The 12,432-nt window shown below is 47.4% G+C and carries 13 protein-coding genes; 3 read left to right on the top strand and 10 right to left on the bottom strand.

The window, feature by feature from the left end; all coding sequences use genetic code 11:
• Positions 1-193: 193 nt before the first annotated feature.
• Positions 194-2,326: a TonB-dependent receptor plug domain-containing protein gene (locus tag HYN46_RS00630; RefSeq protein WP_162818045.1), complete on the top strand. Its 2,133-nt coding sequence runs from the start codon at positions 194-196 to the stop codon at positions 2,324-2,326.
• A 54-nt stretch (positions 2,327-2,380) separates the two neighbouring features.
• Here HYN46_RS00630 and HYN46_RS00625 read toward each other — a convergent pair whose 3' ends face one another.
• The 3 genes from HYN46_RS00625 to HYN46_RS00615 all read right to left on the bottom strand — a co-directional run bounded on the left by HYN46_RS00625 (position 2,381) and on the right by HYN46_RS00615 (position 5,047).
• A complete protein-coding gene (locus HYN46_RS00625; RefSeq protein WP_114897642.1) occupies positions 2,381-3,310 on the bottom strand; it encodes a patatin-like phospholipase family protein in 930 nt (309 codons plus the stop codon).
• A 67-nt stretch (positions 3,311-3,377) separates the two neighbouring features.
• A complete protein-coding gene (locus HYN46_RS00620; protein ID WP_162818044.1) occupies positions 3,378-3,989 on the bottom strand; it encodes a 1-acyl-sn-glycerol-3-phosphate acyltransferase in 612 nt (203 codons plus the stop codon).
• Between the two features lie 122 nt (positions 3,990-4,111).
• On the bottom strand, positions 4,112-5,047 hold the full coding sequence (locus tag HYN46_RS00615) for a DUF4198 domain-containing protein (RefSeq protein ID WP_114897640.1): 936 nt from the start codon (positions 5,045-5,047) through the stop codon (positions 4,112-4,114).
• Between the two features lie 212 nt (positions 5,048-5,259).
• On the opposite strand from HYN46_RS00615, the gene HYN46_RS00610 reads away from it, so the two are divergent.
• Together HYN46_RS00610 and HYN46_RS00605 are read left to right on the top strand one after the other, a co-directional pair.
• Positions 5,260-6,861 (top strand): DUF2271 domain-containing protein, encoded by a 1,602-nt coding sequence (locus tag HYN46_RS00610; protein ID WP_114897639.1) that lies wholly within the window; start codon positions 5,260-5,262, stop codon positions 6,859-6,861.
• Positions 6,861-7,562 (top strand): PepSY-associated TM helix domain-containing protein, encoded by a 702-nt coding sequence (locus HYN46_RS00605; protein WP_114897638.1) that lies wholly within the window; start codon positions 6,861-6,863, stop codon positions 7,560-7,562. Before HYN46_RS00610 ends, HYN46_RS00605 begins: the two co-directional genes overlap by 1 nt.
• A gap of 38 nt (positions 7,563-7,600) precedes the next feature.
• On the opposite strand, the gene HYN46_RS00600 is transcribed toward HYN46_RS00605, so the two are convergent.
• The 7 genes from HYN46_RS00600 to HYN46_RS00570 form a co-directional block, all read right to left on the bottom strand.
• On the bottom strand, positions 7,601-8,554 hold the full coding sequence (locus HYN46_RS00600) for a polyprenyl synthetase family protein (RefSeq protein WP_114897637.1): 954 nt from the start codon (positions 8,552-8,554) through the stop codon (positions 7,601-7,603).
• A gap of 186 nt (positions 8,555-8,740) precedes the next feature.
• The gene (gene rplS / locus HYN46_RS00595) at positions 8,741-9,136 is read right to left on the bottom strand and encodes a 50S ribosomal protein L19 (protein WP_114897636.1); all 396 of its coding nucleotides are present in this window, start codon (positions 9,134-9,136) and stop codon (positions 8,741-8,743) included.
• A 256-nt stretch (positions 9,137-9,392) separates the two neighbouring features.
• Entirely contained in the window at positions 9,393-10,178 is a 786-nt protein-coding gene (gene trmD / locus HYN46_RS00590; protein ID WP_114897635.1) for a tRNA (guanosine(37)-N1)-methyltransferase TrmD, read from the bottom strand.
• Positions 10,179-10,243: 65 nt separating this feature from the next.
• Positions 10,244-10,819 carry a ribosome maturation factor RimM gene (gene rimM, locus HYN46_RS00585; RefSeq protein WP_114897634.1) on the bottom strand — a complete coding sequence of 192 codons (576 nt, stop codon included), beginning with the start codon at positions 10,817-10,819 and terminating at the stop codon, positions 10,244-10,246.
• A gap of 95 nt (positions 10,820-10,914) precedes the next feature.
• Positions 10,915-11,181, bottom strand: coding sequence for a 30S ribosomal protein S16 (rpsP, locus tag HYN46_RS00580; protein WP_114897633.1), 267 nt, complete (start codon positions 11,179-11,181; stop codon positions 10,915-10,917).
• A 184-nt stretch (positions 11,182-11,365) separates the two neighbouring features.
• Positions 11,366-11,815: a type IV pilin protein gene (locus HYN46_RS00575; RefSeq protein WP_114897632.1), complete on the bottom strand. Its 450-nt coding sequence runs from the start codon at positions 11,813-11,815 to the stop codon at positions 11,366-11,368.
• Positions 11,816-11,852: 37 nt separating this feature from the next.
• The gene (locus HYN46_RS00570) at positions 11,853-12,431 is read right to left on the bottom strand and encodes a type IV pilin protein (RefSeq protein ID WP_114900492.1); all 579 of its coding nucleotides are present in this window, start codon (positions 12,429-12,431) and stop codon (positions 11,853-11,855) included.
• Between the last annotated feature and the right edge of the window lies 1 nt (position 12,432).

The raw sequence follows: 12,432 nt of genomic DNA, 5'->3' as shown, positions 1-12,432 counted from the left end.
ATAAAGCTTGCGTTATAATAAATGATAACCAATCTCAATAGCAATCTTAATATTGATACAGCCCCTAAGTTAAGATTTAAAATTTATATTTTTCTCCTTAAAAAATTCATGCTCTCTGCACTTTTCATCCTTATGCTAGGGTCAAATCAATTCTATATTTTATTATTTAATGCTGTTTTTTGAGACATTTACCATGACTAGGCTGCACCGCTTATTGTTTATTGGACTCTTTCCTGCCAGCTTGGGCAGTACGGTCTATGCAGACAGCAATCCTGCATTATCTCCAGCGACAGATACAACCGTACAATCCAATAGCAACCAAACAGGAGCGAATTCGCCCCGCAACTCAACTGATGCAAACACATCAGACACCCCCAATAAAACGGCTGCAAATGATCAAGTTCTAGCAACCATCGTCGTTACGGGAAAATTAGAAACTGAGGACCCGACAGAAATCAGTGCCATCCGCAAAACCGTCATCACCCAAGCAGAAATGATCAATTATGGCGATATCTCTGTGACGGATGCCTTACGCCGTGCAGCAGGGATTCAAATGGGCAGTGGTGGTGTGGGTCGTTCATCATTTCGCGGTCTGTCTGTACCGCCTGTGATCCAAATCAACGGTGAGGCAATACAAGGCGGCAAACGTGTCGGCACCTCACTGGTCGATACCATCAGTGTTGATATGATTGATCGCATTGAAGTCACCAAACAAGCCAGCGTCACTCAGGCTTCTGGTGCTTCTGGCGGTGTCATCAATATCATTTTAAAAGACGGGCAAAGTGCCAGCGCGCCCATCACGGGTGTGGTAAAAGCAGGTTATGGCACCTATGGCGATGACACGCTAGGCAACAATAAACGCCAGCTCAACTTACAACTGGATGGTAAAGAAGGCAATTTCAGTTATAGCACCTCTGCGATTTACAATCGTAACAGCGGCGACAGTCAAACCTTATTGACCAATGTTACGCCCACTGGACTCAATACCACTACGCAAAACAGTTCCAGTGCCAATGATTTTGAAATGTTCTCAACCCGTATGACCTACAAGTGGGACGAGATCACCAAAGTCTTCTCTGACCTGATGTACAGCCAACAAGCCAATACCAGCTCCACCAATACGGATCAATCCCAAGTCAACGGCGACAACACTCGGGTAGCTCTGCGTCTTGAACGCACGCCGGGTGTGAATAAACAAACCTTTAGGCTATCAGGACAGTGGCAAAATGAAGATGAAACTGACTTTCGCCCCAACGGCATTCGCCAAGTCAGTGATGGTCGTCAAACCTACTCTGCTGGTTTTGATGGCATTATTAAAGATTTGACCAATCAAGAAATCAAGTATGGATTCCAGAACTCTTGGGCAACCATAGACAGTAGCCAAACCGCCAGTATCCAAGAGAATAAGTACGCAGTGTATGGTGAAGAAAATTGGAAAATCACTGAACATCAAATTCTGACCGCCGGTCTGCGTCAGGAATGGTTACAACGCAGTGGACTGGTTGATTATGACCAGCAAGCACTCAATCCGGCTATTTTTTATAAATATCAATTCGACAAAGAATGGTCACTGCAAGCAGGCTACAACCAAAGTAGTCAGACTCCGCAGCCACAACAATTGTCCCCAGTCGTGACGCAGGCTACAGGGGCAGACGCAGGCTCGCTGAATAACCCAGATAGCAGCGGTAACCCCCATCTCAAGCCTCAAGAAATTCATTCGTTCGAAAGTACCTTGACCTATAACTCACCAGATGGTGGATTTAATCTGACGGGCTTTTATCGCGATATCAATAACTATATCGGCAACGTCATTACCCTTGCCAATGGTCGCTATATCCAAAGCCCACAGAATCAGGGCGATGCCGTAGCAACGGGTATGGAGCTGGATGGTCGCTGGAACATCCCCGTAGGTAAAGCCCATAAACTCTTGATCAGCGGACAAGTCTCGACCATCCGCGCAATCCTGCAAAATGATGGCCAAGCGGATCAACATGCCAGCGGCGTTGCCCCTTATACCGCCAGTGTCGGAGTTTCTTATCAATACAAACCATGGCGTTGGCTCAGCAATATCAATCTCGGCTATACCCCCGCTTATGAAAGTCCTGTACAAGGACAGTCTTATGTCAGCCGCTTAAATGCGCGCACCAGCCTCGACATCAGCACCACCAAGCGCTTTGATGATGGCTGGGCGGTCACATTTGCAGCGCGTAATTTGCTCAGTACCGATCAATACTCTGAACTAGATAATCTCGATGGGGCCTTCTATCAAAGCCGTAAAGCCGAAACCGTACCCAATGTACTTTTAACGGTTGAAAAGCGTTTTTAATAAAAAACCGCGTTCTTCTGATGAAAAACGCGTTTTTTTTTCGTTTAAACGCGATTATAGCCGAGGCTTATTAGCAGGCTGACGAGCTGCAGCCGAAGCCTTAAATTGGGTCAGCACGCGATCAATCGCACTGAGCTGCGCCTGTGCTGCACGCTCCCCTTCCAAAATACTTTGCTGACGAGTAGTCAAATCAAGCACGCCGACATTGCCGACGTTCGGTTTAATAATCACATTAGCCTGTGCCAACTCCTTATCAATCCCCTGCTGTCCCATGATATTCAGCGTTTGGTCAAGCACACCCAGCACATTAGAAGACTGCCCTGGCTTTGGACGTGCTGAGATATCCACCGCAATCACGATGTCGGCTCCCATATCCCGTGCAGCCGCCACAGGAATCGGGCTCACCAATCCCCCATCGACATACTTCTTACCTGCAATCGTGGCGGGAATAAAGACATTGGGGATACTGCATGATGCGCGTACCGCTTGCCCAGTATTACCACGGGTAAAAACGGTGCGTGCGCCTGTATCCAGTTGTGTTGCCACCGCAGCAAAGCGAATCGGAAATTGCTCCATCGGTTTCTGATTCACTTTAAGATTGACATAATCTTGCAGTTTTTGACCAATGATAAAACCTTGACTGCTCAGCGTCATATCACGAATATCGGACTCTTTCAGTGCCAGCGCCGTTTCTTGTAATTGGTACGGGCTCATGCCGCTGGCATATAAACTGCCGACAAAACTACCGGCACTAGTGCCCGTTACGATTTGCGGGTGGATGCCATGCGACTCCAATACCTTGATAATACCAATATGCGCAAACCCTTTTGCCCCACCACCACCCAGTGCCAAAGCAATAATTGGTTGACGGGGCTGTACAACGGGTGCTGGTGGAGGTGTCGTCGTACACCCATTGATTACCGCAATACTTAAACCAATCCCTGCCCACAATCCTAATGACTTCATTTGTTGATGAAAACGCATTACTTCACTCTCGTTCAATTCTTAGGGGTTCGGGATGTTTGATGAAACAAACTCGCCTGCGCGTACTCTAGAGCATGCGCAGCGGCTTGGAAAGGCGTTCTGGGTTGGCAGGTGAAGTGTTTTTGTAGAATGCGAGAATTTTTGGTAAATCAGCATCAAAATTACCGCTCGCTTCAAAGCACCCTAAGAATTTCACATTTTTATTTTTAAAATCGAATCCCACCATCACAATCGGGACTTTCGCAGCATAAGCAATTCGATAAAAACCACTTTTCCAGGTTTCAGATGAATCTCGAGTGCCTTCAGGTGCAAGTCCCAACCAGAACTTATCATGTGAATCAAACGCATGGCACATTTGCTCGACCAGACCATGGGATGAAGTACGATCAATCGGCATCATCTTCAACCAATCCATTGCGGCACGAAAAGGCGGTCTGTAGAGGCTGTTTTTAGCCATCAGATGTATTTCTAAGCCCATGGCCAAAACCATCTGTAATCCAATAACACCATCTTGATTCGAGGTATGAGGCGCACCAATCATCACTGCTTTTGGGATATTAGGCACTTCGCCAAGCACTTTCCATCCTTGCAGTCGAACCAGATTTGTCCAAAACTGGCGACTCCATACCGTACCTCTTTGCGGAATATTTTCACCGAGCACGGGGACGATTTGTGTCATTCTGATCTCCTTCATTTTTATATGCTTGATCCAAGCTTATTTCATGATTATAGACCAAAATGGCACTTTAAAATGCCAAGCTATCGATGCTTAGAGTGAGTTAAAGATCCTAACGCATCTCACTAAGGCGCTACTTCAATCGTTAATCCAAAATTAACCGTTTGTGCGGGAGGTTGGACGCTACGATCGGACATTAGCGCGGGATATGTCGTTGAAATCAAGTAAACACCGGGCAGATCAAAAGTGACTTTGCCATGCCCTTGCTGATCCGTCACCACATCAGGGCGCTCACGCTTGCCCTCCTTGTCGTATTGACTCACACCGCGAGCCACACTAAACGTTAATCCTGCAGCCGGTTTGCCATCAAAGCGCGCTTCAAACTCAAAACCATCCGTCACATACGCTTCACTCGGATGCGTGACAGGTCGGACTTCAAAACCTTTATTGGTGAATGCGGCAAGCGGCGCAGGGATACCTTTGGTCACATAGGTCACTGCTTTGTTCAGCGCATTACTGGTAAAGAGCTGCGCGCCTGCAGGCAGTTTATCTTCGCCAATTGAGGTTGCTTTGGCCGGGGTTGCCTTAGCAATGTCTCCTTTGTCAGCCCCGGGTTTATCCCCACCTTCTTTTTTAGGCATGTCTTTCATACCTGCCATCGGCGGTCTAGTTGGGACCACACGGAGCCATTGTCCATCGGATAAAACATAACGAGTAGGAATGACTAGCGTATTGACGGTTTGAATCAGATAGGTGCCACTCTGGCTCACATCAGTCTCAATCAGACTAAATTTTTTAAGCTCGACGTTGGCAGGCACGATTTTGCTTTGTCCATCAGGCGTAGTGATGCTAAATTCTGTTTTAAAGTTACGATTCGGAACAAAAAAACTATCGCCCGTAAGTCCACTTTGCACCGTAATGCTGGTTGTTCTGGCATCCACATCAAACTGCTCTGGCAACAAAAAGGGCGCCGCAAAAGCGCTATTCGTCATCGAAATCAACGCTAAGATCATCATCTGCTGACGAATTTTTTCGGGATAGGGTGTAAACGATTGCAGCATGGACGGTTCCTTAATAAGCTATTCATCATCTATTTTTGAATGACATTCAGCGTATAGAAACTACCCTTGATAATCAATAGTTGATAATCGATCTCAATTGCAATATTATTCTCAGATAGGCAACTGCCGATCACTTTTCACTTCTTTTATCATCATTCAGTGACTTGTTCTCACGATGATTGATCTCGCTTTGCATTTTGGAGAACGCCTTCATGTCGTCAACCACTCGTCAATTCGTACTCCGTCCCCTTGTGCTTCAATTATTGACCGTGGCAGGATTTGGTTTATCAATCTGCATGCCGACTCTCGTGTCTGCACAAGCCATCCTGAAAGATGACACCACGACCTCCGTTCAATCCAGTAGCAACGTCAAGCCAAAGCATCAAGCGCGTTTTCATCAAGATCATATTCTGGGGACCTCACTGGATGTCCTCGCCATCAGTGCGACCGCTGAACAAACCCAACGTGCCTTTGCGGCAGCAACAGCTGAAATTCAGCGCCTTGATCAAATTCTCAGTACCTACCGCAGCGACAGCGAAATCAGTGCCCTCAATCAAGCCATACAGAATGGCCAATCTGTCGCCGTATCTGATGATTTATTTGCAGTGCTCCAAGCTTGTGAAAACTGGCGCAATCAAACTTGCGGTGCCTTTAGCGCACGCATGGGTGGTGTGATTCAAGCCAAAGCTCAGGGTGCTGATAATGTCTCTGACCTTGTTGAACAAGCCCATCAAGCCGAAGTGCTTCTCAATCCTCAAAGCCAGCGCGTTACCCGTCCCCAAGGCGTGCAATTTGCTACGGATGCACTGGCCAAGGGCTATATTATTGACCGGGCGATCAGTGCTGCACGCCAAGCCGTACCCGAGTTGTCTGGGTTGATGGTCGATATTGGCGGGGATGTCAAAGTCTGGGGACAAGCTCCGCGCGCTTCAGGTTGGCAGATTGGTTTAAGAGATGCAGGTCAACGTGCAGATAACCTAGTACCAGCTCAAGCACTACAGCTCACAAAATCAGCGGCCGTTGCTTTCAGTGGTCAAGGAGCCCGTGATCAGGTTGGTCGCAACAATATACTTGACTCTCATTTGATCTCGCCAGTCTCTGGCGCTGCACTCAATCATGTCGAGCAAAGCATTGTCGTTGCCCCGCATGCCGCGGATGCAGATGCTTTGGCGACGGCGCTTGCCGCGATGACGCCGCAAGACGCAATGGCTCTGATTGAACAGCTTCAACACGTTGAAGCGCAACTGACGCTCACCAATGGGGAAACCTTTAATTCAAGCGGCTGGCATGAGCTGGTTGCCACAGAGCAGCACTATGGCACCTTGCAACGTGTTGCGAATACAACCACCGCTGCGACAAGCAGCACATGGCCAGCAGGCTATAGTGCTGTGCTCGACTACGATATTCCCAAGATCGAATCCTCTAACTACAAAGCACCATACGTGGTGATTTGGGTCACCAATGCGGATCGTAAATTGATCCGTACGCTCCATGTTTGGGGCTCTAAAGAGAAGTGGATTGATTCCAACTATATTTGGTGGAAGCGTTATGGTCGCACCACACCGAATCTCGATACCATTGCCAAGCCTTCCCGTGCGCCTGGACACTACACCGCCATCTGGGATGGTAAAGATGATGCTGGGCAACTGGTGCCACAAGGCAAATACACCGTACATATTGAAGCTGCACGTGAACATGGTGCCCATAGCTATCAGACCTTCGATCTTGATGCCGGGCCGAAAGCCAGCAGTAAATCACTACCCGCCAAAGATGAATTGGGTGATCTGAAACTTCGTTTTGATCGAGCAATTTAATGACGCGAAAACGCAGTGAACACTCGATCCATGCTGAGGAAAATCGACTAAAAAAAGCCTCGACACAGACGATCTTGCATCGTTTATCGGGTCGTTTGAGTTATCGTAAATCTGACTTCTATCGCCATGCACGACATGTTCATGCATGGCTATCTGCCTTTGCTTTTTTATCGTTAATTTTCTTTTCGGCCACCGGACTACTTCTCAATCATCCTGATTGGTTTGCCAGTGAATCTAAAGAAGTCACGCTAACGACTACCCTACCAACAGCGGTAATCACCCAAGCAAAAACTCTAGAAAACCCTGCTGCCTTGTTGCTGGATAGCATTCGTAAACAACCACTGACTCAGCCCTTATTAGGTGCCTTTAAAAGCAGTGACGTGGTCGATGGTGAACTTGATATGCGTCTGGAAGGTGTTAAGGGCCATAGCGATATTGCCGTAATGCTGGATACGGGGCACACCGAAATCAAAATTACCCCTGCAACAACCATCGATACGCTCAATAATCTACATCGCGGCAAGAATGCAGGAGTCTTGTGGCAATGGGTTATTGATATCAGTGCGGTAGTGATTCTGATTTTATCACTTGCGGGTTATATCTTGTTTTTCAGCTTGCGCAAGCGTAAAGCCATGAGTCTTTGGCTCACCGCAACGTGTTTAGTGACGATGCTTAGTATCTTTATCTGGGGAGTGCCTTAAAACAAGGCGCTTTTGAGTTAAGTACTGGTCAGGTTTATTTACGCCGTTCGCTTTAACAAGAAATCTGCTAACGCTCGCAAGCCATCAGCACGTTGATCAAAGCCTGCCAATGCTTGAATGGCTTCATGATGCAGATCAATGGCACGTTGCTGTGCAGCAGTAAGTCCAAGCAATGAGGGATAGGTCGACTTTTGCAGCTTCTCATCAGAACCCGCAGGTTTGCCTAAAGTTTCGGTCGTGGAGGTCACATCCAATACGTCATCCTGCACTTGAAATGCTAAGCCTAAGGCATAGGCAAAACGATCCAGATCATTGAGTACTGCCGGAGTCATCATCCCAGCGGCATAGGCACCCATCCGTACCGCAGAACGGATCAGCGCACCCGTTTTATTCACATGAATCGTTTCCAGCTCTTGCTCCCCCACCTGCTTGGTTTCCGCAGCAAGATCCAATAACTGCCCCTTTACCATCTGACTGGCCGCTTGCGACAAGCTCTGCATCTGAGCCAGTTGAACGGATGCAGAAAGCGTTTGATCAGAAAACCAAGAGCCGGATAACACCTCAAAAGCTAAAGACTGTAAAACATCACCTGCCAGCAGTGCGTTGGCTTCGCCATACACGACATGCACGGTCGGTTGACCTCGGCGCAGTTCATCATCATCCATACAGGGTAAATCATCATGCACCAACGAATAGCAATGGATCAGCTCTATCGCAACCGCAGCCCGTCTTGCAGCAGCCGGATATAAAACATCATCCAATGCACATGCCGCACAAGCCATATAAACCAACGCAGGTCGGACACGCTTGCCACCTTGCAAGGCCGCATGGCGAACGGCCTTGTGCAAAATTTCCGGCCAGTCCTGCTGATCAATCACATGCAGTAAATCCGCCTTGACCTGAGTCTGCGCATCAATCAACAGCTGAGGCAACGCTACAGAGTGACCTACAGCGATCGCTTCTGCTTGTGATAAACCAGGAATGAACGTCATCAACACACCTTATGATTGATCGACCAACCCATTGGTTGGCCTCCAGTAATTCTACCAAGAGAATGAAGACAGGTGCCTTAAATTACGTGCCGTCTTTGCAATTTCTTCAGTCAAATCTTGTCACAGCTCAAAACACAGGCATAAAAAAACGCACAAAAATGTGCGTTTTTTGCCATCATCTGCAGCTTATTTAGCGGCAGGAGCAGCTTTTGCAACAACTTTACGTTGTGGCAATTTTTCGCGGATACGTGCAGCTTTACCAGCCAAGTCACGGAGGTAGTACAACTTAGCACGACGAACCGCACCACGGCGTTTCACTTCGATACCAGCGATGATTGGTGAGTGAGTTTGGAACACACGCTCAACACCAACACCGTTAGAAATTTTACGTACGGTGAACGCAGAGTTGATACCGCGGTTTTTGATCGCAATCACAATGCCTTCATAAGCCTGTGTACGTTCACGATCACCTTCTTTTACTTTAACTTGAACAACAACAGTATCACCTGGTGCAAACGCAGGGATATTTTGTTTAAGCTGAGCTGTTTCAACGATTTGTACTAAAGGGTGCTTGCCACTCATTGTGGATACTCCATAAATGTCACTGATTCAATCAATAATGAATCAAGCAACTGAGGAAAGAGGCTATCGTTTGCGTGTTATCACTCACCATGAGTCACAACCCATCAAACTGGCGCATATCACTCGTTAAATTAACTACTTTTTAAGTAGGTACAACATTTGATAAAACCTAATGGCTTAAAAACAACCATCATGGACTAAAATTTGACTTTTTAAATCGATTCCAAAGAATCATGCTTTAAAAACATCATCCCTTTTAGTCTGGGGATTTCGTTTGAATCTGTTGCGCAGGTATACGCGCTTTCTTTTCTGCCTCATTCAGCCATTTTTGTTGCTGCTTCGACAGTGTGACATCCTTGAATAGTTCAGGACGCCGAGCTTTGGTTCGCGTCACGCTTTGCAAAAAGCGCCACTTTTCAATCTCAAGATGGTGGCCGCTTTTCAGCACATCCGGCACATCCAACCCTTGAAAGGTATCTGGACGCGTGTAGTGCGGACAATCCAGTAAACCATCGACAAAAGAGTCTTGTTCAGCTGACGCATTATCCCCCATCACATCAGGGATACGACGGATCATACTATCCATCAGCACCATGGCAGGCAATTCACCGCCTGTAAGCACATAGTCACCGATAGACCATTCTTGGTCCACATAGAGCTGGATCAAACGCTCATCAATCCCTTCATAGCGACCACACAGCAAAATCATACCATCGTAATGCTGTAAGGCTTTTACGCCTGTTTCATCCAGTTTGCGACCTTGCGGTGACAAATACACCACCGGCACATTCATAAGGCCTTGCTCGGCAGCCAGTGCTTTTGCATGGTTAATGGCATCTGCCAGAGGCTCTGCCAACATCACCATACCGGGACCACCGCCAAAGGGACGCTCATCAACACGGCGATACGCATCGTGTGTGTAATCCCGTGGATTAAGACAAGTCACACTGACTTGACCCCGTGCAATCGCCCGTCCTGTAATCCCAAAGTCGCGCACAGCAGCAAACATGTCGGGAAATAGGGTAATGATCGCAAACCACATAAACCCACCTTGCTTCAAGTCAACGATCTACACTGGATATCAATCAGACCGTTAACCTTAATTGCTTAGTAGTCAACGCCCCAGTTCACATCCATACGCTTTGCAGTCATATCAATGTTGCGGATGATATCTTTGTGCCATGGAATCAGTCGTTCAACTTGGTCCACACTGCCAGCCACAGGACGAACAACGATGACATCATTCGCTCCCGTTTCAAACAACTCATGAATCGCACCGAGGAAGACTGGAGCCGGCTCAACTGCTGAATCTTGAATATCATAGGCATACACGTGTAGCCCCACCAAATCTGACCAGTAATATTCATTGGCTGGTGCTGCAGGCAATGCTGCACGGTTCACCCAAATGGTAGCGCCCATCAGCAAATCTGCTGCGGTACGATCTAAGACACCCACCAGCGAAACCACCAGACCCTTGCCTTGTGTTCGCCAACGTTTGACTTCCATTTGCTTCCAGCCCGTGCGTGTTTCCACCCACCATGGCTGATAGCCAAAGATATTACTGATTGGATCCGTATCGGAATACAACCATAACCAACCTTGCAAGCCATATGCTGCACGTAACTCACCCACTTTGATTCGATCAGTGGGGAGCACGTCTAAAGGCACAGCGTCTAAATGCATCGTTTCACCTATGCAGCCTTTGGCGCATTTGCACTATTGGATGTTGCCGCAACGCATGTGCAGCGACAACAAGTGTCCATCTTCAAAAGATGCGATTAAGCAGCAGTTACCGCAGCAGCTTCTTTTTTAGCAGTTGATGCTAAAGATGCAACGCGATCAGAAGGTTGTGCACCGTTTGAAATCCAGTATGCATAACGTTCTGCATTCAGACGCAGCTTTTCAGCTTGGCCTTTAGCGGTTGGGTTGAAAAAACCAATGCGTTCGATGAAACGGCCATCGCGTGGATTACGGCTATCAGTCACAATAACTTGATAGAACGGACGCTTTTTGGCACCACCACGGGCAAGACGAATAACGACCATGTACGACACTCACTTAAACTGAAAATAACAATAGAACTGATATCAAAATCTAATAACAACCGCTCATGTTAATGAGCACCGCCCATACCAAAACCTTATAAAGAGGTCAAACACTAGGCACAGACGCAGTTCTTCCAAAAAGGGGGCTATTCTACGTTATTTTTTCTGAAATGTGAAGGAAATTTTAAGTCGTAGAGCCAATATCCCATCCTGAAGTGGCGCTCAGCGTACAAGGCGTTGCTGTTTTGGTCCAACAGCGCTGCCCCTGATCATTTAATAGAATCGCACCGTCACCCGATTGCCGCGTGCCTGCCACGGGAGTTGCCGTTAACGTCCATCCACCTACGACCGTCGTCGTATCCAGTGTGAAAGTATAATAAGGTCGGCTTGTCGCTGGATATCCACTAAAGCCATAGATCGCACTATTTGACAAGGTGGTATTATAGTCGTTATTAACCAGCTTATAGGCCGCCAAACGTTGTGCAATCTGAATCATTGCCGCTTGAGTTTCGGTACGATTCTCACGAATGACATATTGTTGATACATAGGCAGAGCTATAGCCGCAAGCACACCAATGACGGCAACAACAAGCATAAGCTCGATTAAGGTAAAACCATTCTTTTTTTTACTCATCGCCAAAGTCCATTTCGAGCTGAAATTTAAGAGGGCATCACCACGGTTTCGATGTTCCCGCACACAATGCAGAGTCACTAGTATTGGTCGTATCCTTGATATTACTTTTCATAGTCGCATCCGTCAGCGCGGAGTCTGTCATACAGCGTACACCCTGACTGCTCAGCACCAGTCTTGAAGCCAAGCTGAGTGTTGAATTAGCCGTGTTCGGTTGTGCGACCAGAATCCAGCGCTGTCCTGCTGTGAGCCCAGAAGACGTTAACGACGATGTTCTTGTACTCCCATCAAGCAGCGCGAGTTGATACTTATAGTTTGCACTCGTACTGCCTTTTGGTAAATAAATCGTCGCATTGGTGGTCGTAGAATCCACAATACTCCCAGGCGTGGATGCAAAGGCAATCTCAGGCGTAAAATTCGCATAGCTTAAATTTTTCGCCCGCCAACGCTCAAGATCACCTGCAATCTTAACCATTTGACTTTGCGCATCGGCACGTGCTGATGAGCGGATATAGCGGTTATACGATGGTAAAGCCATGATGGTCAGCACCACCACTATTACCAAAGCAATCATCAACTCGATCAGCGTAAACCCTTTGCTACGCATTGCAGTGTCCATA

It is taken from the genome of Aquirhabdus parva (genome assembly GCF_003351745.1).
GTDB classification, from domain to species: Bacteria; Pseudomonadota; Gammaproteobacteria; order Pseudomonadales; family Moraxellaceae; genus Aquirhabdus; species Aquirhabdus parva.
The sequence above is the reverse complement of the archived record's forward strand: the minus strand, read 5'-3'. Positions and strand labels throughout refer to the sequence as shown.